Origin of the sequence: Mesorhizobium sp. LjNodule214 (assembly GCF_964252735.1) — a bacterium.
Classification (GTDB): domain Bacteria; phylum Pseudomonadota; class Alphaproteobacteria; order Rhizobiales; family Rhizobiaceae; genus Mesorhizobium.
In genome coordinates this window covers 274,645-293,952 of the sequence record NZ_CAXUPE020000003.1, presented here as the reverse complement: position 1 = coordinate 293,952, position 19,308 = coordinate 274,645, and the positions used below count along the sequence as shown (strand labels likewise).

The following is a 19,308-nucleotide window of genomic DNA, read 5'->3' as shown; positions in this document are numbered from 1 at the left end:
TATGCAGGCGTGCATCGTCAGCAGAAAGACCCTTGTCACCTTCTGGACCAGACATGCCCAGTCGAAGGGGGCGCTGACTGCCTGGTATCAGGTGGTCGACAAGGCCGAGTGGAAGACCCCCGCTGACATCAAGGCCCAATTCGGTGCGAATGTGGATTTCGTGAGCGACAACCGCGCGATCTTCGACATCGCCGGCAACAAGTATCGGGTCATCGTGCATGTCAGCTATACCTACAAGCGGGTGCTGATCAAATTCGTCGGCACCCACGCCGAGTACGACAGGATCGATGCGGAGACAGTGTGATGGAAAACATTCGCCCTCTTAAAACCGAAGACGACTATGATTGGGCGATCGCGGAGATCACCAGATACTTCGAGAACGAGCCCGAGGTCGGCTCTCCCGATGGCGATCGCTTCGATGTGCTGGCCGATCTCATCGAGGCCTATGAGGCCAGACACTACCCGATCGAGACACTCGACCCGGTTACGGCCATTCGCGCCCACATGGAAATGGCGGGGCTCAAGCAACTGGCCCTTGCCGAGATCATCGGATCGGCTTCCCGGGCCTCGGAAATCTTGAACAGGAAGCGCTTGCTGACGATGGACATGGCGCACCGGATTCACAAGAACTGGCGCATCCCCGCGGAGGTGCTGATCCAGCCTTACCACCTTGCAGGTGAGGGAGAGGCGAAAAAGGCCCGCGCGGCAGCAAGAGGGCGTTAAGTCGACCTGTTTGCTCCGATGCCGACGGTAGGATTGCCCGGTGAACTCATCTGAACAAAACTTGGCGGATCTGGTGCCTGTCGACAAGCTCGATACCGACAAGGCCGCCGCACTGACGGCGCTCGGCTATCCAGCAATCGAGCCGATCCTGCCGCAGCTCCTCGAATGGCTTCAGGACATCAATTGGCCGGTAGCGCAAGCGTTGCAGCCGCTTCTGGCCGGCATCGGTCCACCGCTCGCGCCGTATCTGCGCGAGATCCTGCGTGGTAGCGACGACATCTGGATATACTGGATACTCGTCAGCGTCGTTGCCTACTCTCCTGCCCTCGCCGACTGCCTGACGGATGAGCTTGAGCACCTCGCGGCCAATGGCTCGTCCAAAGAGGGCGTTCGTAACGCTGCACGCGAGATACTCAATGGAAATTTCGGCGAGCCCGCCTGATCTTGCGGTCGGCGACGAGGCGGTCGTAGACAGTCATGCCGACGACCATGGCGGTGACGAACAGGAAGACCGGCGCGAGGCCGAGCGTCAGGCTCGCCAGTGCGGGGCCGGGGCAGAAACCGGCGATGCCCCAGCCGATGCCGAACAGGGCCGAGCCGAGGACCAGCCGCCGGTCGATGCCGGTATCCGGCGGCAGATGGAATGCCCGGTCGAAAACCGGCCGCTTCATGCGCCGCGACAGCAACGTGCCCAGCATCGCCACCGCGACGGCGCCGGCGAGCACGAAGGCGAGGCTCGGGTCCCAGTCGCCCGCGACATCGAGGAAGCCCCTTACGCGGGCGGGATCGAGCATGCCGGAGAGCGACAGGCCGAAACCGAAGACCCCGCCCGAAACCAGCGCGGCAAGAAAACGCAATGTCTGGAGATTCACAGTCCGGCGATCCTCATCAGGGTAACGGTCGCGACTCCGGCCGACAGGAAGGTCAGCACGGCAACGAAGGAGCGCGGCGATAGGCGGGCGAGACCGGCAACGCCATGGCCGCTGGTGCAGCCGGAGCCCATGCGCGAGCCGAACCCGACCAGCAGGCCGGCGGCGGCGATCATCGGCAGCGAGGCGGTGATGGTCACCAACGGCCAGTGGCCGAAGCCGGCCAGAAACAGCAACGGGCCGATAAGCAGGCCGATGACGAAGGCCGCGTTCGTCGAAGCGCGCGCCAGCAGCAGCCGGCCGACAATGCCGCTGATGCCGGCGACGCGGCCGTTGAGGAGCAGCAGCAGGCCGGCCGAAAGGCCGATCAGCATGCCGCCGAGAAGCGAAGCCCAGTAATGCGTCATGGCGTGACCGCCTCGGCGCAGAAGATCGTGTAAAGAGCCTCGACGAGGCGCGCGGCCCTGGCTTCCGTCAGGTGATAGAAGACCTGCTTGGCCTCGCGCCGCGTCTCGACGATGCCGGCGTCGCGCAGCACGGTGAGCTGCTGCGACAGCGACGGCTGGTGGATGCCGAGTTCTTCCTCGAGCTGGCCGACGGAGTATTCGCCTTCGACCAGCGTGCAGACGATCATCAGCCGGGCGGGATGGGACAGGGTCCGCAGCAGGCCGGCGACCTCCCCTGCCCTGTCTTCCATGTCGGCGCGAGTCATCGCGGCTTTGGCTGGCATCGTCATGATCAGCCCCAGTCCGCGCCGGCAAGCGCATCGAGCGGGAGTTTCAGATAGCGCCGGCCATTGTCTTCCGGTTCCGGCAGGCACCCGCCGCGCAAGTTCACCTGCAGCGCGTGCAGGATGAGCTTGGGCATCGGCAGCGTGCCGTCGCGGGCCTGGCGAAGCGCGACGAAGTCCGCCTCGTCGATCCCGGCGATATGCGGGTTCGAGTGCTTCTGCTCGGCCACCGTGCTTTCCCAGCGCGGCTCGCGGCCGCCCGGCTGGTAGTCGTGGCCGGTGAACAGGCGCGTCCCATCCGGCAGCGAAAGAATCCGCTGGATCGATGCCCACAGAACCTTCGCGCTGCCACCGGGAAAATCCGCCCGCGCCGTGCCGCTGTCCGGCATGAACAGCGTATCGTGCACGAAGGCCGCGTCACCGATCACATAGGTTATGGAGGCCAGCGTGTGGCCCGGCGAGAACAGCACATGCGCGTCGATCGAGCCGACCTTGAAGCGATCGCCGTCGGCAAACAGCCGGTCCCATTGCGAACCGTCGGCCGGCAGCGTGGGCCAGTTGTAGATATTTTTCCAGAGACGCTGGACATCGACGACGTGGGCGCCAATCGCGGTCGGCGCGCCCGTCCTGCCCTTCAGATAGGAGGCCGCCGAGAAATGATCGGCGTGGGGATGGGTGTCGAGGATCCATTCGACTGTCAGCCCATTGTCCGCGACATAGGCAAGGATGGCATCGGCATTGCTGGTGTCCGTCGCGCCGGATTTTTCGTCGAAATCGAGCACCGGATCGACGATGGCGCAGCGCCTGGTCGCCGGGTCGGACACGACATACTGGATGCTCGAGCTGCGCGGATCGAACAGGCCCCAGACAACGGGCCGCGCGACGGGCGGCTGTCCCATGACCGAGAGCTCATTGGTGATCCTGACTGGCTGCATGACCGCGTGTCCTCTTTTTCAATATACAATTACATATAATGTATAATGATGAGGAGTCAACAGGCGCCGCCAACTCCCCCGCGTTGCGGTGCCAGCGCTATGGGACGTTCGAAAAAGCAGACAAAAAGAGGTTACGCTCGCCGCCTCTTCGGCAAAGCCACCGGGGCCGTCGCTCGAGAAACAATCGCCTCCAGCGGCTCCGGCCGGTGCAGCAAGAAGCCCTGGCCGTAGGCGACGCCCATGCCCTCGAGGATTTCAAGCGCGGCTTGCTGTTCGATCTTCTCGGCCACCACGGAGCAGCCGAGGCTTCTGGCAATGCCTGATATCGCCGAGACGATCTCGCGGTCAAAACTGCTCTGGGCGATGTTCTCGATGAAGGAGCCGTCGATCTTGATGGCGTCGACGGGAAAGCGCCTCAGATATTCGAACGAGCTCATGCCGGCGCCGAAATCGTCGAGGCTGACGCGGCATCGGCGCTCGCGTGCCTTGCGCACGAACTGTTCGGCGGCGTCGAAATTGGTGACGGCGGCGGTCTCGGTGATCTCAAAGCCGATGCCCGAATGCGGCGCGCCGGTCTGCTCGATGGCGGCGTCGACGAAGTCCCACAGCTGCGGGTCGCTCAGCGTCTGCGCCGACAGGTTGAAGCCGAGCGAAATCGCGCCCGAGCGCATTGCCGGACCGTGCAGCGAGAGCGCCGTCCTGATGATCCAGCGGTCGAGCCGGGAAGCGAGGCCGAAGCGCTCGGCCACCGGGATGAATTCGCCCGGCGGGATCATCCGACCGTTGCGCCCGATCAGCCGTGCCAGCACCTCGACATGGCGGCTCTCCTGCCAGGGTTTGCCGAGCAGATGGATCTGCTGGCCGAACAGCTTCAGCCTGCCGTCCTCCATGGCGTCGACCAGGTCGGCGGCGAGCCGTGCCGCGTTGAGGCCGCCGGAGCCCGACGCCGTCTCCGGCGAAAACACCGCGAAGCGGTTGCGCCCGGCGGCCTTGGCCGCGTAGCAGGCGTCGTCGGCGCAGGCCAGCGCGTCGGCCACGCTGGTGTTGTGGTCGGCGACAAAGGCAATGCCGACGCTGGCCGCCAGCTTGCGCGAAGTCATCGTGCCGAGATCGGCGTCGCGGACGGCGGCGAGAATGGCGCCGGCCAGCCGCTCGGCCTGCTTCGTTGCGCAATTCGGCACCAGCAGCGCGAACTCGTCGCCGCCCAGGCGCGCGGCATGCGCGGATGGCGGCAGGCTGCCGACGATGCCGGCGGCAACGCTTTTCAACGCGAGGTCGCCGGCGGCATGGCCGGCGTAATCGTTGAGCGCCTTGAAGTAGTCGAGATCGACATAAAACACCGCCAGCGGCAGCCGGCGCACCGTGCCGATATGGTCGGCCAGCAGCCTGTCGAAGGCGGCGCGGTTCGAGAGCCCGGTCAGCGCATCGTGGTTGGCGGCATAGGCCAGTTCCTGCGCGCGCTTCTTCTCCTCGGTGATGTCGCGCACGGTGCCGAGGATCTGGCCCGCCGAGCCGGTGGCGATGAAGCGCACCAGGGATTCCACATGGCGGATTTCGCCGTCGCGCTTGACGATACGGTATTGCGAAGCAATGACGGTATCCGAGCCGACAGGCACCTGATGCGCGTGCTCGGTGGCATCCTTGTCGTCCGGATGCAGGTAGGTGTGCCAGAGATCGGCCGTCACCTCATCGGTATCGGCGATGAGGCCAAAAATCTCGCGGGTGCGGGCATCCCAATAGCTCTTGTGGGTGCCGATATCATGGTGCCAGATGCCGGTGCCGCTGGCGGCGAGCGCCAACCGGAAGCGGACATTGACCTGCTCGAGGGCGGCTTCCGCCTCTTTCTGCCTGGTGATGTCGGTCTGCACGCCCATCAGCCTGACGGGCCGGTCGCCCGCATCGCGCTCGACAATGCCGCCGCGATCCAGCACCCAGACCCAGTGGCCATCCTTGTGCTTGAGGCGCAATTCGGTCTCGATAGAGGGGGTCAGGCCGGCAATGTGGCGGTCGCCGCTGGCCTTCGCCCGCTCGCGATCGTCGGGATGCGTCAACTGCAGCCAGAGGTCGGCCGCGTCGGCAAGCTCGCCCTCGTCATAGCCGAGCATCTTCGACCAGATCGGCGAATAATAGCAGGCGCCACTCTTGAGATCCCAGTCCCAGACGCCGAGATGGGCGCGCTCGAGCGCCAGCGCCCAGAACTCCTCATTGCGTGTCTTGTCGTCTGCCATGCCCGGTTTTTGTCCACCCTGTCGCGGACAATGTGCACAAAAGCAGAGAAGAATCCGTTACTACGAGGTCAGCTCGGGCGCCGCCAGCGATAGGCTTCGTCGACGAGGCGCAGCGTGCCGAGATTGTCGGCGGGGCTGTTTTCGAGGATGCGGCCCGCCGCCAGACCGTCGATAAAGCACGCGATCGTGTCGCGATAGGATGCGGCGTAGTTCGCCGCCAGATCGATCGTCACCGCTTCAGACCGTTCGCCGTCGAGCGTCAGCCGGTCGCGCTCGAGCAGGATGCGGCCGCGCTCGCAGAAGATCTCCAGCCGGTCGAACACCTCGCCGGGATAGCCGCGGGCGTGGAGATTGCCTTGCAGGATCACTGATGTTCCATCGCTGGCGACCATCGACAGCAGCGCGTGGTCGTCACCGATCACCGCATCGCTCAGCCGGCCGACGGCGGCGGAGCGCAGGCTGAGCTCGCCGAACAGGAAGCGCAGCGTGTCGATGTGGTGTATCAGGATCTCCTTGACCAGCATCTGGTCGAGCGAAACAAGCATCGGCTGGCGCTTCAGCGCCGGAAGCTGACCCTCGGGATCCGGCACCAGGCCACTGCTCAGCACGCTCATCAGTGCCTGCACCGGACGGCCGATGCCGGCTTCGTCCAGCCAGCGCCTGATCTGTCGGTAATGCGGCCGGAAGCGCCAGTTCTCGTGCACCATGAACGGGACGCGGCCGCCGACCTCGGCCACCAGTGCTTCCGCTTCGGCAAAGCTCGGCGCCAGCGGTTTTTGGCAGAGGATCGCCAGCCCCGCTCGCGCCGCCAGCCGAACATGCGCGGCATGGAATTCGCGCGGCGAGGCGATGTCGACGGCATCGAGTTTTTCGGCCGCCAACATGTCGGCGGCGTCGGCATGGATGCCGGCAATGCCATATTCGGCTGCGCGGATGTTGCGCGCCTCGGCGGACGGGTCGGCGATGGCGACCACGGCGGCCCTGCCGGCCAGGGCGCGATATGCATCGAGGTGGTGGCGCGTCACCCAGCCGGCGCCGATCATGCCAATGCGCTGGGTCATGCCGGCTCCTGGCGGATGCGGGCGGCGCTGGAGGGCACCGACGTCATCGGGCGCCCCGGCGGCTCACCAGCCTTTCCACCAGCACGGCGGCGATGATGATGGCGCCGATCGCCGAGCCCTGCCAGAACGGCGAGACGCCCATCAAATTGAGGCCGTTGCGGATCATCACCATGATGAAGACGCCGATCAGCGTGCCGATGATCGAGCCGCGGCCGCCAAACAGGCTGGCGCCGCCGATGACGACGGCGGCAATCGCATCGAGCTCGAGCAGATTGCCGGCGAGCGGATCGACCGACAGGATCTTGCCGGCAAGCAGCAGCGCCGACACCGCCGAAAGCGCGCCTGACACGACATAGGGCAGGATGGCGTAGCCGACGACGTTGAGGCCGGCGGTTCTGGCGGCTTCGGCATTGGAGCCGATCGCATAGATGGTGCGGCCGCCCTTGGTGTAGCCGAGATAGAGATAGGCCAGCAGGTAGAGCACGAGCAGCACAAAGACATTCATCGGGATGAAGGCGACCTTGGTGTAGACGAAGTCGCTGAGCGTCTCCGGGATGTTGGAGACCGAGATGCCGCCGGAGAAGATGTAGCAGAGGCTGCGGCCGATCGACATCATGCCGAGCGTGACGACGAAGGCGGCGAGCCCGAAATAGCTGATCAGCACGCCCGAGACGAGACCGATCAGGCCGCCGCAGACGATCGCCACCAGCGCGCCGACCGGCAGGCCGAGTTCGGGAACGACGAGGCCGAAGATGATGCCGGTGAGCCCGGCCACCGCACCGACGGACAGGTCGATGCCGCCGGTGAGGATGACGAAGGTCATGCCGATGGCGACGATGCCGACGACCACCGACTGGTCGAGCAGGTTCAGCACATTGATGGTGGTGAGGAAATAGGGCGAGGCGAACGACAGCGTCACGGCGATCAGGACGGCAAGCAGCAGCATCCTGACTTCCAGCCGTGCCGTCAGCCATTTCAGCGCCTGCCGTGGCGGCGGCGACCCATAGGCGGTGCCGATCGTTTCATTCGCGGCCATTGCGGGGCGTTCCTTATCAGTCATGGGGGACGTCAGTCATGAGCAGCGTAATGAGCCTGGATGACGGCCGCCAATCGGCCGGCGTCGGGCGGATCGATGTCACGGGGCAGGACGAGACCGGCCGCGCCCATGGCGTGGCCGCGCGAGCCCGCGACATCGACGATCAGGGTGTTCAGCCTGCCGTCGGCCTCGGCGACGAATTGCGATTTCGCGGCGGCGAGTGCTGCCGGAATCCGCGTCTGCGAAAAGTCCACCGCCGCCCCGTCGCCGAAGCCGGGTGCGGCACGCTCGTCGGCGACGGCAACCTTCAGGCAGAACAGCTTGTCGTCCTCGATCAGCCCCCAGAAGGCGGCGCCGCGATAGGTGGCGGCGAGATCGCGCAGGAAGCGGACATTGCGTTCCATCGAGGTGCGCGGCGCGGCCAGCAGCGTCAGCTTCTCCTCGTCGAGCACAGCACTCGGCATGTCGGCGATCGACATGCCGTCGCTGATGACGACGACGCGTTCGCAGATGCCGAGCAATTCGTCGAAGTCGGACGAGACGATCAGCACCGCGACACCGCGGTCGGCGATGGCGCGCAGCATGGCGTAGATCGAGGAGCGCGTGCCGATGTCGACGCCCTTGGTCGGCTCGTCGAGCAGGATCACCTCGGGATCGAGCATCAGCCAGCGGGCGATGATGATCTTCTGCTGCATACCGCCGGAAAAGTTCAGCATGCTGGCGTCGAGCAACCGGTCTGCCGGCAGGCCGAGCATAGCGAGCAATTCGCTCACCTTCTCGTCACGCCGGCGATAGGCGAGACCAAAGCCGCGATGGGCGCCGAGATGGGCGAGCAGAAGGTTTTCCCTGACGCTGAGGTCCGGCACGATGCTCTGGCGGCGGCGGTCCTCCGGCACGAAGCCGATGCCGGCGCGGATCGATTGCGCGGGCTTGCGCGGCGCAAACGGCTTGCCGTTGAGGCGCACGCTGCCGGCGTCGCGGCGCCTCAACCCGAAGATTGTTTCCAGCGTCTCCGAGCGTCCGGCACCGACCAGGCCACCGAGACCGACGATCTCGCCGCGGCGCAGGCTGAGGGAGACGTCGCGGACCAGCGGTGCGCTTTTCAGGTTCTCGACTTCCAGCACGACCGGCTTTTCGGCATGCGCGCTCGGCGCCCGCTCCATGTAGATCTGGCTGAGCTCCCTGCCGACCATGTGGCGGATCAGCTCGGTCTGGGTCAGCTTGGCGGTGGCGACGTCGGCGGCGACGGTGCGGCCTTCCCTCAGCACGGTGACCTTGTCGGTGACGGCGAACACTTCCTCCAGGCGGTGCGAGACGAAAGCCAGCGCCCTGCCCTCGTCGCGCAGCTTGACCATGATGTCGAACAGCCGCTCGACCTCGCCGGGGCTGAGCGATGCTGTCGGTTCGTCGAAGATGATGAGGTCGGACTCCAGCGCCAGCGCCTTGGCGATCTCGACCAACTGGCGCTGCGCGGCGGAAAGCGCGCGCACGTCGCCGTCGAGCGGCAACTGCGCGCGCTGGCCGAGGCGGGAGAGTATGTCCTCGGCTTTCCGTCGCATCTCGCCGAACCTGGGCAGGCCGGGCCGGCCGAGCTCGGGGAGAAAAATGTTCTCGACCACCGACAAATCGGGGGCGAGACTGGTTTCCTGCATCACCAGCGAGATGCCGGCATCGATGGCGTCGCGGGCGCGGCGGATCGAGAACGGCTTACCCCTGAAGGCGATGTCGCCGGCATCCGGCCGGATCTGGCCGCAGATGACGCGCGACAGCGTCGACTTGCCGGCGCCGTTGGCGCCGAGCAGAGCGTGGATCTCGCCGCGCCTCAACGTGATCGAGGCACCGGCGAGCGCACGGGTGCGGCCGAACGATTTCTCGACGCCGCTTGCCGTGAACAGGGTTTCTTTCGCTGCTGCCGCCTGCATCATGCCTTCGTCTGTTTGTTTCAGCATGATCTTTTCCGAAAACCGGTTCCCACTTTTGGGGATCATGCTGGAAGAAGCCGCGCCGAACGGTCCGGCGCGGCGATTGAAGCATGCCGACGCTACTCGCCGAAGACGTTCTTCTTGGCTTCGGGAAGCAGCTCTTCGATGTTGGTGCTGGTGGCGATCATCACCGGCACCAGAACCTCCTTCGGCGGCGTCTTGCCGGCAAGGTGCTCGGTCAGCGACTTGGCCGCCGTCTCGCCCATCAGCCAGGGCTGCTGCATGCCGGCCGCTGTCAGTTCGCCGCTCTTCAGGAGATCGACGAATTCGGGAATGCCGTCAAAGGCGCCGACGATGATGTCGCCGGAGCGGTTGCTGGCCTTGATGGCGCGCAGCGCACCCATGGCCGGCGTGTCGGCCTCGATGAACATCGCCTTCAGGTTCGGATTGCCGGTCAGCATGTCCTGCGCGAACTTGAAGGATTCGTCGGCCGTGTAGGCCTGCATCTGCTGCAGCGCGATCTCCTTGCCGTAGCCGCCCGCCTCCATCGCCGAGCGGAAGCCGTCGGTGCGCTTCTGGCCGTTGATGCGGGCCAGCGAAATGGTGATCATGCCATAGGGCGCTTCCTTCATGCCCTTGGCCTTCGCCGCCGCGGCGACCGCCTCGCCGACCCCCTTGGCGCCGGCCGTGTTGTCGGAGGCGATGAAGGAGACATAGTCGCCTTCGGTGGTGCCGATGTCGCAGATGACGACCGGGATCTTGGCTGCGGCGGCGAGCTTCAAGACGCTCGGTGCGGTCGAGGAATCGGTCGGCGAAATGACGATGCCGGCGACGCCGCGGGTGATCGCGTCCTGTGCGTTGGTGAGCTGCTTCTGGGCGTTGTTCTGCGCCTCCAGCGCCTGGAAGGTGTAGCCGCCTTCCTTGGCGCCGGCCTCGACGCCCTTGGCAACGGTGCGCCAGAACGGCACGTCGAGCGCCGGGGCCAGATAGACGATCTCCTTCGATTGCGCGAAGACGGGCGAAACACTGATGGTCGTTGCTGCCGCCGCTGCCGCGGCGAGTGCGATGAATGTACGTCTTTTCATTTCCGTTCTCCTCCGTTGATGTTTTTCCTGCGATGCGCGCCCGAGGTCCGGTCGGCGCGCTGGCTTTTCGAATTCCTCCGACGGACCTCCCCTTCCTGCTCCGTAAACTCGGTGTCTCAGCCAGCCGTGGCCGGCGCGTGCTGTGCGGCAAAATCGGTCTTGCCGAGCCGCGCAAACAGCTCGGCTCGCTCGGCCGGCGACAGGCGGCGCAGCGGCGGCATCAGCCGCTCCCAGCCGCCAACACCGGTCATTGCGGCGAGTGCCGCCTTGACGCTCGCCATCAGCGGGAAGCCGCCGAGCATGCCGCGAATGGCCATCGCCGAGGCCGCCGCCTGGCGGCCCTTCTCGCTGTCGGGATCCGACCAGGCGATCTGCGACAGCGCGCCGGTGACGTTGGTGGTGGCCGAGATGCAGCCGGCGAAGCGCGAACTCTTCCACTCGGTCAGGCTGCCCTCGGAACTCGGAAAGACGTCGAAGCCGGGAAACTGCACGGCCAAAGAGCGCGAAAAGGCGATGTCGCCCGAGGAATCCTTGAGGCCGACGACGATGTCGGGATAGCGCTCGCGCAGCCGGGCAATGGCTTCGGCAACGAAGGGCACGCCGGTGTTTTGCGGGATGTGGTAGAGGTAGATCTTCAGGCCGAACGGTCCGGCCTTGGCGATCACCTCGCCGACATGGTTGGCCAGGCTCTCGGCATCGATGCCCTTGTAATAGAAGGGCGGCAGAAGCAGTGCTCCCGCGAAACCCAGCTCCCGCGCGGCCTTGGTCAGCGCCACCGCGTCGGCCAGCGCCGAGGCGCCGGTGCCGACCATCATGCGCTGCAGCGGAATACCGGATTGCGCCACCGCGCGCATGGCGGCGATGCGCTGCTCGACCGAGAACGATGTCGCCTCGCCGGTGGTGCCGAGCAAATTGATGCCGTCGCAGCCGCCATCGCCGAGCAGCCAGCGGCAATGGCCGATCAGGTGGTCGGTGTCGATCGAAAGATCGGCGTTGAGCGGCGTGGGCGGGGCGGCGATGACGCCTTTCAGGGTCTTCATGCTTTGGATCCGGAAGCTTTGCTTGAATCGGGCTCGCCATCGGCAAAGAACAGCCGGCTCGGGTTGTCGACGAGCACCTGCCGGCGCAATTCCTCCGAAGGCAGCCAATCCCAGACGAGGTCGAGAATGGCGTCGTCGTCGGGCACCGCCTCGAAGCATTCGGTGTGCGGCCAGTCGAGCGCCCAGATCAGCGAGGCCGGTGCGCGGTCGACGAGGCGCCCGACGAAAGGCTTGAGCGCGGCGTAGCGATCCGGGGCGACGCGATAGGGCGCCGACATCTTGACGATGCATTTGCCGGCGGCCGCCAGTTCGACCAGTTCGGCGAAGGCGCGGCCACCGGGGCCGCGCGCCAGGTCGGGGAAGCCGAAATGGTCGATGATAACCGGCACGTCCGCAGCGGCGGCGACGTGGCCCAGATCGGAAAAATCCTCGATATCGACCTGCAGCTGGATGTGCCAGCCAAACGGCTTGATGCGCTCGGCGACGTCTGGAAAATCCTTCATCGTCAGGCCAGCCGGATTGCGCGGGTTGATGCGCAGGCCGCGCACGCCGAGCCGATGCGCCCAGGCGAACAGGGTCTGCGGTGCCCTGGGCGAAATCACCGCCACGCCGCGCAGCCTGTCGGGCATCGTCTCCAGCGCTTCGAACAGCACGCTGTTGTCGAAGCCGTAGACACTCGGATGCACCAGCACCGCGCGCTCGATGCCATAGGCGTCCATGACCCGGCGATAGTCGATGATGGTGACCGGCGACGGCGTGTAGCCGCGGCCAGGGTCGAGCGGGAAGCGCGCGACCGGCCCGAAGACATGGGCGTGCGTGTCGCAGGTTCCGGGCGGCAGGCGGTTGGCATTGCGCCGCACCGGCGCATTGGGCGGCAGGCAGAGCCGTGGTTCCGCGGTGATCGAGGGGCGTGCTGCGTTCATTCGCCGGCCTCCTCGCGGTGCGCCGGCCTGGCGACGAGGAAATCGAAGTCGCAGCCCTGGTCGGCCTGCAGCACATGGTCGTGGTAGAGCTGGGCATAGCCGCGTTCGGGCCGCTCGACGGTGGGCCGTGCCGCGGCGGCGCGCCTGACCAGTTCCGCGTCGTCGACGAGAACGTCGATCCGCCGCCCGGCGACATCCAGCTTGATCCGGTCGCCGTTGCGCACCAGAGCGAGCGGACCGCCGGCGGCGGCTTCCGGCGATACATGCAGGATGACGGTGCCGAAGGCGGTGCCGCTCATGCGCGCGTCCGACAGGCGGACCATGTCCTTGACGCCTTCGGCGGCGAGCTTCTTCGGGATCGGAATGTAGCCGGCCTCCGGCATGCCGGGCGCGCCCTTCGGACCGGCATTGCGCAGCACCAGCACATCGTCGGCCCCGACGTCGAGATCGGGATCGTCGATGCGCTCGGCAAGGTCGGCGACCGATTCGAAGACCACGGCGCGGCCGGTGTGCTGCATCAGCGCCGGCGACGCCGCCGAATGCTTGATGACGGCGCCGCGCGGGCAGAGATTGCCCGACAGCACGGCCATGGCGCCTTGCGCTTTCAACGGCCGGCCGAGCGGCCGGATGACATGCTGGTCGTGCATGTGCTCGCGCTTCATCACCCTGTCGGCCAGCGTGCCGCCGCCGATGACGGGAACGTTGAGATCGAGGAAGCCGGTGAGTTCGGCGAGCAGCCGCGGCACGCCGCCCGCCTCGTGGAAATGCTCCATGTAGTGCTCGCCCGACGGCTTCAGGTCGACCAGCACCGGCACCTCGCGGCCGATCCGGTCGAACTCGGCGAGATCGATCGCGTGCCCTGCCCGGCCGGCGATCGCGGCAAGGTGGATGATGCCGTTGGTCGAGCCGCCGATCGCCTGCATGACAACCATGGCGTTGTGCAGCGCTGCCGGGGTGACGAGTTCGCTGGGAAACGGCCTGCCGCTGACGGCAAGCGCGGCGGCGACGCGCCCCGACGCTTCGGCCGAACGAACCCGTTCGGCCAGCGGCGCCGGAATGGAAGCGGCAAAGGGCACGGTGAGGCCAATCGTCTCGGCGATGATGGCCATGGTGCTGGCGGTGCCCATCACCATGCAGGTGCCGACGGACGGGGCCAGCCGGCCGTTGACCAGCTCGATCTCGGCAGCGTCGATCTCGCCGGCGCGATGCCCCGACCAGAGCCGGCGGCAGTCGGTGCAGGCGCCGAGCGTCTCGCCCTTGTGGTGGCCGACCACCATCGGCCCGACCGGAACCACGACCGTCGGCAGGTCGGCGCTGATCGCGCCCATGATCTGCGCCGGCAACGTCTTGTCGCAGCCGCCGACGACGACGACCGCATCCATCGGCTGCGCCCGGATCATCTCCTCGGTGTCCATTGCCATCAGATTGCGCAGCACCATGCTGGTCGGGTGGGCGAAGGATTCGTGGATCGAGATGGTCGGGAACACCATCGGCAGCGCGCCTGACAGCATGACGCCGCGCTTGACCGCCTCGATCAGCTGCGGCGCGTTGCCGTGGCAGGGGTTGTAGTCGCTGGTCGTGTTGACGACGCCAACGATCGGCCGGTCCAGCGCATCGTCGGAGTAGCCGGCGGCCTTGATGAAGGCCTTGCGCAAAAACAGCGAAAAGGTCGCGTCGCCGTAGCTGGTCACTCCCTTTCTGAGGCCGCGATAGACCAATCGACACCTGTGGACTCAATTTGCGCTGACATCGGGACCGCGTCGCCGGAGCGAGGGCCACCGCTGACGTCGCACCATAGGCACGCGGTTAAGATTGTCAATAATCCTTGCTTCCGATTTCTACAGGGTGCGCAAAATCAGGCAACATCCTTGCTTATGCACACCATATTATCGATTATGTGAGGCATTTACTCCAGTTGCGGGAAGGCTCGGTCTGCGGCTAGAGTGGCCCACAAGACGGCGCGAGGACGACACGATGCTCAACATGGCAGACTATGGCGGCAAGGAAGCTGACGTCGTCAAGGCGCTGGAGGAAGACATCATCTTCGGAAAGCTGGCGCCGGGCACGCGGCTGGTCGAGGACGTCCTGCTCGCCCGCTTCCCGGTCTCGCGCCACACCATCCGCCAGGCGCTCTACCAGCTGGAAAAGCTCGGCGTCGTCACCCGCGAGCGCAACAAGGGCGCGATGGTGCGGCGGCTTTCACCGGACGAGGTGCGGCAGATCTACGAAGTGCGCGAGCTGTTGCAGCGACAGGCGGCGCTGATGATCCCGCTGCCGGCGAGCGACGCATTGATCGCCGAACTGATGGAAATCCACCGCGTCTACAGCGCCCATGTCGATGCCCACTATCTGCGCGGCATCCACGAAGCCAATGACCGCTTCCACCTGACCATGTTCTCGGCCTGCGGCAACGACTATCTGGTGTCGTCAATCGACCATTACATGCGGCTCAGCCTGCCGGTGCGGGCGAATTCGCTTGCCGACCGCGATAAGCTCGAAGTCTCGCGCCAGCACCACTGGTTCATGATCGAGGCGATGAAGCGCAAGGACAATTGGGTGCTGGCCCAGCTCTGCGTCGACCATCTGCAGCCGAGCAAGATCTTCTACCTGCAGGAGATCGAGAAGGTCGGCGACGGGGTCGAGACTAGATAAGACGCTTTGCCAATCCTCCGCTCGCTGGGGGGAGATCACCCCGGCAGTCGCCGCCGCGCAACCGCCGCATGAAAACGGGCGCCGTGCAGCAGGCCCTCGTCGTTGAAGTCGTAGGCCGGATTGTGCAGCGGGGCGGAATTGCCGTTGCCGAGGAAGACGAAGCAGCCCGGCACGTGCTCGAGGAAACGGGCGAAATCTTCCGAGCCGGTCATCGGCTCCGCCGCCACCCCGACCGCGTCGTTTTCCATCACGCTCCTGGCCGCCACGAAGGCCTCGTCGACCAGTGCCGCATCGTTGACCAGCGGCACGAATTCGCGCGTGTAGGTCACCTCGGCCGAGACATTGTGCGCCAGCGCTGTGCCTTCGGCGATCCTGCGCATCTGCTTCTCGATCGCCGCGCTGACCTCCGGCCGGAAACTCCTGGCGTCGCCGAGGATGCGGGCGAGGCCCGGCAGTGCGTTGCGGGTGCCGTCGGTGATCAGCTCGGTGACAGAGACGACGCCGATGTCGGCCGGGCTCAGCCGGCGCGAGACGATGGTCTGCAGGGCTGTGACCAAAGCGCAGGCGGCGACCAGCGTCTCGCTGCCGGAATGCGGCCGCGCCGCATGGCCGCCGACGCCTTTCAGCACGATCTCGAAATTGTCCTCGGCCGACATGATCGGTCCGGCGCGGGTCTCGAAATGGCCGACGGGGAGGCCCGGCATGTTGTGCAGGCCAAAGATCTCCTCGAAAGGGAAGCGCTCGAGCAGGCCGTCGTTCAGCATGGCGAGCGCACCCCTGCCCCATTCCTCGGCCGGCTGGAAGATGAAGCGCACCGTGCCGTCGAAGCCGCCTTCGCCGGCCAGCAGTTTGGCAGCACCGAGCAGCATCGAGGTGTGCCCGTCATGACCGCAGGCGTGCATGGTGCCAGGCGCCTGCGAGCGGTAGGTCATCCTGCCCTGTTCGGCGATGCGCAAGGCATCCATGTCGGCACGCAGCGCGATCGTGCGGTTGCCGCTGCCTTTGGTCAGCGTGCCGACGACGCCGGTGCCGCCGATGCCCTCGGCAACCTCGAGGCCGAATTCGCGCAGCTTTTGCGCGACGAAGGCGGAGGTGCGCTTCTCCTCGAAGCCGAATTCGGGATGGGCGTGCAATTCATGCCGCCATGCGGTCATGTCATGGTGAAGGCTTTCCTGATCGAGCTCGGCCATCGTCGTCTCCCTATGCAGTTTGCAGCAGGACATCCTCTGGCGCCATGCCGACCAGCTCGGCATAGCGGCCGGGATCGGTGGCGCCCTCGGTGTTGATGACGAGCACGCGGGAGCCTGCATCGAGGCCGAGGGCTGCTCGCGTGTCCGACAACGCCGCGGCGCGGATCAGGCCGGCGAGCCCTGCGCCGCCGCTTTCGCCCGAGACGATGGCCGGATCGTCGCCCGCGGGCCGCGCCAGCCGGTTCATCACCGCTACCGCGTCTTCCTCCTCGACCGTCATGAAGGCATCGCCGACCCTGGACAGCACGCGCCAGGCGACCGGCGAGGCCTCGTAGCATTCGAGCATCGCCATCACCGTCGGCTCCTCATGCGGGATCTTCACCGGACGCCCGGCTTCGGCGGTGGCGTAGATGCAGGAAGCCCGCGCGGGCTCGACCACCGTCACCGTCGGCCTGTCCTCGCCGAGCACGATGGCGAGATGGCCTGCTATGGCCGCAGCGAAACCGCCGACGCCGGCCTGCAGGAAGACATGGGTGGGTGGCTTGGGCAGGTGCCGCAGCGCCTCGCGCACGATCACCGTGTAGCCTTGCATGACCAGGCCGGGGATGCGCTCATAGCCGGGCCAGGACGTGTCGGAGACAACCGTCCAGCCACGCTCGGCGGCGACGCGGGCGGCTTCCCGCACCGAATGGTCATAGCCGCCGTCGACCTGCACCATCTCGGCGCCAAAGCGGGCGATCGCCGCCACGCGCTCGTCACTGACGCCGGAATGGACGAAGACCACCGAGCGGGCGCCGACCAGGCCGGCGCCCTGCGCCACCGAGCGGCCGTGATTGCCGTCCGTGGCGCAGACGAAGGTCATGCCGGCGGCAATGGCGCGCACCCCGGCTTCATCCAGTTCCGTGACATCGACGCTCCGGCCGAGCCGTTTTGCAGCCTCCTCCAGCACCAGCCGGATGACGGCATAGGAGCCGCCCAGCGCCTTGAAACTGCCGAGCCCGAGCCGCAAACCTTCATCCTTGACGTGCAGCGAGCCGACGTCGAGCTCGCTCGCCAGCGCCGGCAGGGCATGCAGCGGCGTTTCGGCATGGTTCTCGCGCAAGCCGAGGAACCGCTCGGCCTCAGTGGCCCCGGCCACGCCAAGCGATACCGCATCGGCCTGGACCAGGGGATGACGGTGTTCGGGGTGACGGTTGAGCAGCACCATGGTCTTTTCCCTTGAATGGCTGAAATCTATTGCAAGGCGGATGAGAATTGCGCTCTGTTTCGACCATCTGATTGCAAGTTTGTTTCGTCTGGATGTCGCGATGCCCGTTTCGCAAAACCTCGACGCCTTCGACCGCGCCATCCTCGCCATCCTGCAAAAGGACAACACGACGCCGCAGCGCGTTATCGGTGAAGCGGTCAACCTGTCGGCGCCGGCCGTGCAGCGGCGCATCCGGCGCATGGAGCAGAGCGGCATCATCCGCGCCAATGTCGCGCTGGTCGATCCGGCCAAGCTCGGCCACCCGATCACGCTGTTCGTCGAGGTGGAGGTGGAAAGCGAGCGGGCCGAATTGATCGACGCCGCCAAGCGCAGCTTCATCGCCGTGCCCGAGGTGCAGCAATGCTACTATGTGACGGGAGATGCCGACTTCATCCTCGTCGTCACGGTCGCCACGATGGCCGACTACGAGGCGCTGACCAGGCGGTTGTTCTTCGAGAACAACAACGTCAAACGCTTCCGCACCTTCGTCGCCATGGACCGGGTGAAGGTCGGGCTGGAAGTGCCGGTGGGGTGAGTTGCCAATCTCCCCCACGAGGGAGGAGATTGGCGGTTCGAGCCTCACCGCCAGCTCTGTCAGCTATTGGCTTGGCGCCATCGTGTGTTCGCACGACACTTTCGGGTTCATGTCGGCGAAGGTGCCGGTCGGATTGCCTTTCCAGGCCCAGACATGCAGCTCGTAGAACTCGCCAAGGCCGTAGCGGTTGGGGGCGCTGTTGAAGTTGAACAGCTGGCCGTCGAGCGCTGCCGGGCCCTTCGAGGTGATGTACTCGACCGCGACCAGTTTCAGCGTGCCGTCGGCCATCGGCTCGTACATCACGGCTTCGGGACGCGCGATGTCGATCTTGTCGTCCTTCAGATACCCGCCGTTGACGTAGTGGACGCCCATGGCGCCGCCGGTGATGCCGCTGGCGCAAGGAATGGGCGCATAGCCTTCAGCCGTCGCGGCCTTGACGTCGAGAAACCGGTTGTTGGCCGCCCGTACCTTGTCGGCCAGCGGATTGGTGCCGGATTCAGGCGCCGCGACCTCCTGATGCGCCTGTGCGAACGTGGCGCAAGCGACGAGCACGGCCCCTGCCATGAGAAGCCTGTTGCAAAAGTTTGGTGTCATGTTCTTTCCATTCTTTCTGAAAAAGCACAGCGGGCCGGCCGCCGAAAATACGGCGGCGCGACAGGCAAGCGCCGTGATTGTTGTTGCTTGGACTTGATGCGACGAATGCCGATCATCCCTTCGGCAGATACGAAATCGTTCCGGCCAGGTCGGTGTTGTCGATCAGCTGGAAACGGCTGTCGCTGCCGCCCTGACGGGCCGAGACGAAAGGCGCGTAGGCCGGATCGTTGGCGAAGGCGCGCGCCGCCGCTTCAGACGGGAACGCCATCAGCGCAATCAGCGTCGTGTCGAGCGGCTTGCCCTCAAGCGTCTTCACATTGCCGCTGCGCGCCAGATATCTGCCGCCATGCTTGTGGACGAGGTCGTGCACCGATGCGGCATAGGCCGGCATCCATTTCGGGTCCTTCACCTTGATGTCTGCGATAACGTAAGCGGTCATGGATAGTCTCCTGGTTGCGGCGCACAGGGCTATCCCGTGCAACCGGCCAATGGGGTCGCATTGCACGGCCCGCGCCAACCAGTCCGCGATCTGTACTGGG

At 65.9% G+C, this 19,308-nt stretch carries 20 protein-coding genes and 1 pseudogene; 5 read left to right on the top strand and 16 right to left on the bottom strand.

The window, feature by feature from the left end; all coding sequences use genetic code 11:
* The first annotated feature begins 1 nt into the window (after window position 1).
* Genes ACSQ3Z_RS26595 through ACSQ3Z_RS26585 form a run of 3 tightly spaced genes read left to right on the top strand, consistent with a single transcriptional unit; the run spans window position 2 to window position 1,165 of the window.
* The gene (locus ACSQ3Z_RS26595; RefSeq protein ID WP_436174266.1) at window positions 2-304 is read left to right on the top strand and encodes a type II toxin-antitoxin system HigB family toxin; all 303 of its coding nucleotides are present in this window, start codon (window positions 2-4) and stop codon (window positions 302-304) included.
* The gene (locus ACSQ3Z_RS26590) at window positions 304-723 is read left to right on the top strand and encodes a helix-turn-helix domain-containing protein (protein WP_436174265.1); all 420 of its coding nucleotides are present in this window, start codon (window positions 304-306) and stop codon (window positions 721-723) included. Before ACSQ3Z_RS26595 ends, ACSQ3Z_RS26590 begins: the two co-directional genes overlap by 1 nt.
* Before the next feature lie 40 nt (window positions 724-763).
* Window positions 764-1,165, top strand: coding sequence for a DUF5071 domain-containing protein (locus ACSQ3Z_RS26585; RefSeq protein ID WP_436174264.1), 402 nt, complete (start codon window positions 764-766; stop codon window positions 1,163-1,165).
* On the opposite strand, the gene ACSQ3Z_RS26580 is transcribed toward ACSQ3Z_RS26585, so the two are convergent.
* The 12 genes and pseudogenes from ACSQ3Z_RS26580 to ACSQ3Z_RS26525 all read right to left on the bottom strand — a co-directional run bounded on the left by ACSQ3Z_RS26580 (window position 1,137) and on the right by ACSQ3Z_RS26525 (window position 14,243).
* Window positions 1,137-1,595, bottom strand: a complete 459-nt coding sequence (locus ACSQ3Z_RS26580) for a DUF6691 family protein (RefSeq protein WP_436174263.1) — start codon at window positions 1,593-1,595, stop codon at window positions 1,137-1,139. The two genes, ACSQ3Z_RS26585 and ACSQ3Z_RS26580, sit on opposite strands and share 29 nt — an antisense overlap.
* Window positions 1,592-1,999: a YeeE/YedE family protein gene (locus tag ACSQ3Z_RS26575; RefSeq protein ID WP_436174262.1), complete on the bottom strand. Its 408-nt coding sequence runs from the start codon at window positions 1,997-1,999 to the stop codon at window positions 1,592-1,594. Before ACSQ3Z_RS26575 ends, ACSQ3Z_RS26580 begins: the two co-directional genes overlap by 4 nt.
* A complete protein-coding gene (bigR, locus tag ACSQ3Z_RS26570; protein WP_436174261.1) occupies window positions 1,996-2,328 on the bottom strand; it encodes a sulfite-sensing transcriptional repressor BigR in 333 nt (110 codons plus the stop codon). Before bigR ends, ACSQ3Z_RS26575 begins: the two co-directional genes overlap by 4 nt.
* Before the next feature lie 2 nt (window positions 2,329-2,330).
* A pseudogene (locus tag ACSQ3Z_RS26565) lies at window positions 2,331-3,200 on the bottom strand (MBL fold metallo-hydrolase); the annotation flags it as partial.
* Window positions 3,201-3,388: 188 nt separating this feature from the next.
* Window positions 3,389-5,485, bottom strand: coding sequence for an EAL domain-containing protein (locus ACSQ3Z_RS26560; RefSeq protein ID WP_436174260.1), 2,097 nt, complete (start codon window positions 5,483-5,485; stop codon window positions 3,389-3,391).
* A 68-nt stretch (window positions 5,486-5,553) separates the two neighbouring features.
* Window positions 5,554-6,546, bottom strand: a complete 993-nt coding sequence (locus tag ACSQ3Z_RS26555) for a Gfo/Idh/MocA family protein (RefSeq protein WP_436174259.1) — start codon at window positions 6,544-6,546, stop codon at window positions 5,554-5,556.
* 43 nt (window positions 6,547-6,589) lie between these two features.
* Window positions 6,590-7,582: an ABC transporter permease gene (locus tag ACSQ3Z_RS26550; protein ID WP_436174258.1), complete on the bottom strand. Its 993-nt coding sequence runs from the start codon at window positions 7,580-7,582 to the stop codon at window positions 6,590-6,592.
* A 32-nt stretch (window positions 7,583-7,614) separates the two neighbouring features.
* A complete protein-coding gene (locus tag ACSQ3Z_RS26545; RefSeq protein WP_436174257.1) occupies window positions 7,615-9,531 on the bottom strand; it encodes a sugar ABC transporter ATP-binding protein in 1,917 nt (638 codons plus the stop codon).
* 92 nt (window positions 9,532-9,623) lie between these two features.
* Window positions 9,624-10,589, bottom strand: coding sequence for a substrate-binding domain-containing protein (locus ACSQ3Z_RS26540; protein WP_436174256.1), 966 nt, complete (start codon window positions 10,587-10,589; stop codon window positions 9,624-9,626).
* A gap of 116 nt (window positions 10,590-10,705) precedes the next feature.
* Entirely contained in the window at window positions 10,706-11,629 is a 924-nt protein-coding gene (locus ACSQ3Z_RS26535; protein ID WP_436174255.1) for a dihydrodipicolinate synthase family protein, read from the bottom strand.
* Window positions 11,626-12,552: an amidohydrolase family protein gene (locus tag ACSQ3Z_RS26530; RefSeq protein WP_436174254.1), complete on the bottom strand. Its 927-nt coding sequence runs from the start codon at window positions 12,550-12,552 to the stop codon at window positions 11,626-11,628. Before ACSQ3Z_RS26530 ends, ACSQ3Z_RS26535 begins: the two co-directional genes overlap by 4 nt.
* Window positions 12,549-14,243 carry an IlvD/Edd family dehydratase gene (locus ACSQ3Z_RS26525; protein WP_436174253.1) on the bottom strand — a complete coding sequence of 565 codons (1,695 nt, stop codon included), beginning with the start codon at window positions 14,241-14,243 and terminating at the stop codon, window positions 12,549-12,551. Before ACSQ3Z_RS26525 ends, ACSQ3Z_RS26530 begins: the two co-directional genes overlap by 4 nt.
* A gap of 283 nt (window positions 14,244-14,526) precedes the next feature.
* Here ACSQ3Z_RS26525 and ACSQ3Z_RS26520 point away from each other — a divergent pair, with 283 nt between their 5' ends.
* Entirely contained in the window at window positions 14,527-15,204 is a 678-nt protein-coding gene (locus ACSQ3Z_RS26520) for a GntR family transcriptional regulator (RefSeq protein WP_436174252.1), read from the top strand.
* A 35-nt stretch (window positions 15,205-15,239) separates the two neighbouring features.
* On the opposite strand, the gene ACSQ3Z_RS26515 is transcribed toward ACSQ3Z_RS26520, so the two are convergent.
* Complete coding sequence (locus tag ACSQ3Z_RS26515; RefSeq protein ID WP_436174251.1) at window positions 15,240-16,394, bottom strand: M20 aminoacylase family protein; 1,155 nt, start codon at window positions 16,392-16,394, stop codon at window positions 15,240-15,242.
* A 10-nt stretch (window positions 16,395-16,404) separates the two neighbouring features.
* The gene (locus ACSQ3Z_RS26510; protein WP_436174250.1) at window positions 16,405-17,601 is read right to left on the bottom strand and encodes a diaminopropionate ammonia-lyase; all 1,197 of its coding nucleotides are present in this window, start codon (window positions 17,599-17,601) and stop codon (window positions 16,405-16,407) included.
* 100 nt (window positions 17,602-17,701) lie between these two features.
* On the opposite strand from ACSQ3Z_RS26510, the gene ACSQ3Z_RS26505 reads away from it, so the two are divergent.
* On the top strand, window positions 17,702-18,175 hold the full coding sequence (locus ACSQ3Z_RS26505; protein ID WP_436174249.1) for an Lrp/AsnC family transcriptional regulator: 474 nt from the start codon (window positions 17,702-17,704) through the stop codon (window positions 18,173-18,175).
* A gap of 63 nt (window positions 18,176-18,238) precedes the next feature.
* Here the strand turns inward: ACSQ3Z_RS26505 and ACSQ3Z_RS26500 are convergent, their stop codons facing one another.
* Window positions 18,239-18,739 carry a hypothetical protein gene (locus tag ACSQ3Z_RS26500; RefSeq protein WP_436175150.1) on the bottom strand — a complete coding sequence of 167 codons (501 nt, stop codon included), beginning with the start codon at window positions 18,737-18,739 and terminating at the stop codon, window positions 18,239-18,241.
* Window positions 18,740-18,881: 142 nt separating this feature from the next.
* Window positions 18,882-19,208, bottom strand: coding sequence for a DUF1330 domain-containing protein (locus ACSQ3Z_RS26495; RefSeq protein ID WP_436174248.1), 327 nt, complete (start codon window positions 19,206-19,208; stop codon window positions 18,882-18,884).
* Between the last annotated feature and the right edge of the window lie 100 nt (window positions 19,209-19,308).

Excerpts from the sequence above, each read along its gene's own strand:
- ACSQ3Z_RS26595 (WP_436174266.1), top strand. The coding sequence starts at position 2 with ATGCAGGCGTGCATCGTCAGCAGAAAGACCCTTGTCACCTTCTGGACC.
- ACSQ3Z_RS26590 (WP_436174265.1), top strand. The coding sequence starts at position 304 with ATGGAAAACATTCGCCCTCTTAAAACCGAAGACGACTATGATTGGGCG.
- ACSQ3Z_RS26575 (WP_436174262.1), bottom strand. The coding sequence starts at position 1,999 with ATGACGCATTACTGGGCTTCGCTTCTCGGCGGCATGCTGATCGGCCTT.
- bigR (WP_436174261.1), bottom strand. The coding sequence starts at position 2,328 with ATGACGATGCCAGCCAAAGCCGCGATGACTCGCGCCGACATGGAAGAC.
- ACSQ3Z_RS26560 (WP_436174260.1), bottom strand. The coding sequence starts at position 5,485 with ATGGCAGACGACAAGACACGCAATGAGGAGTTCTGGGCGCTGGCGCTC.
- ACSQ3Z_RS26555 (WP_436174259.1), bottom strand. The coding sequence starts at position 6,546 with ATGACCCAGCGCATTGGCATGATCGGCGCCGGCTGGGTGACGCGCCAC.
- ACSQ3Z_RS26550 (WP_436174258.1), bottom strand. The coding sequence starts at position 7,582 with ATGGCCGCGAATGAAACGATCGGCACCGCCTATGGGTCGCCGCCGCCA.
- ACSQ3Z_RS26545 (WP_436174257.1), bottom strand. The coding sequence starts at position 9,531 with ATGCTGAAACAAACAGACGAAGGCATGATGCAGGCGGCAGCAGCGAAA.
- ACSQ3Z_RS26540 (WP_436174256.1), bottom strand. The coding sequence starts at position 10,589 with ATGAAAAGACGTACATTCATCGCACTCGCCGCGGCAGCGGCGGCAGCA.
- ACSQ3Z_RS26535 (WP_436174255.1), bottom strand. The coding sequence starts at position 11,629 with ATGAAGACCCTGAAAGGCGTCATCGCCGCCCCGCCCACGCCGCTCAAC.
- ACSQ3Z_RS26530 (WP_436174254.1), bottom strand. The coding sequence starts at position 12,552 with ATGAACGCAGCACGCCCCTCGATCACCGCGGAACCACGGCTCTGCCTG.
- ACSQ3Z_RS26520 (WP_436174252.1), top strand. The coding sequence starts at position 14,527 with ATGCTCAACATGGCAGACTATGGCGGCAAGGAAGCTGACGTCGTCAAG.
- ACSQ3Z_RS26515 (WP_436174251.1), bottom strand. The coding sequence starts at position 16,394 with ATGGCCGAGCTCGATCAGGAAAGCCTTCACCATGACATGACCGCATGG.
- ACSQ3Z_RS26510 (WP_436174250.1), bottom strand. The coding sequence starts at position 17,601 with ATGGTGCTGCTCAACCGTCACCCCGAACACCGTCATCCCCTGGTCCAG.
- ACSQ3Z_RS26505 (WP_436174249.1), top strand. The coding sequence starts at position 17,702 with ATGCCCGTTTCGCAAAACCTCGACGCCTTCGACCGCGCCATCCTCGCC.
- ACSQ3Z_RS26500 (WP_436175150.1), bottom strand. The coding sequence starts at position 18,739 with ATGGCAGGGGCCGTGCTCGTCGCTTGCGCCACGTTCGCACAGGCGCAT.
- ACSQ3Z_RS26495 (WP_436174248.1), bottom strand. The coding sequence starts at position 19,208 with ATGACCGCTTACGTTATCGCAGACATCAAGGTGAAGGACCCGAAATGG.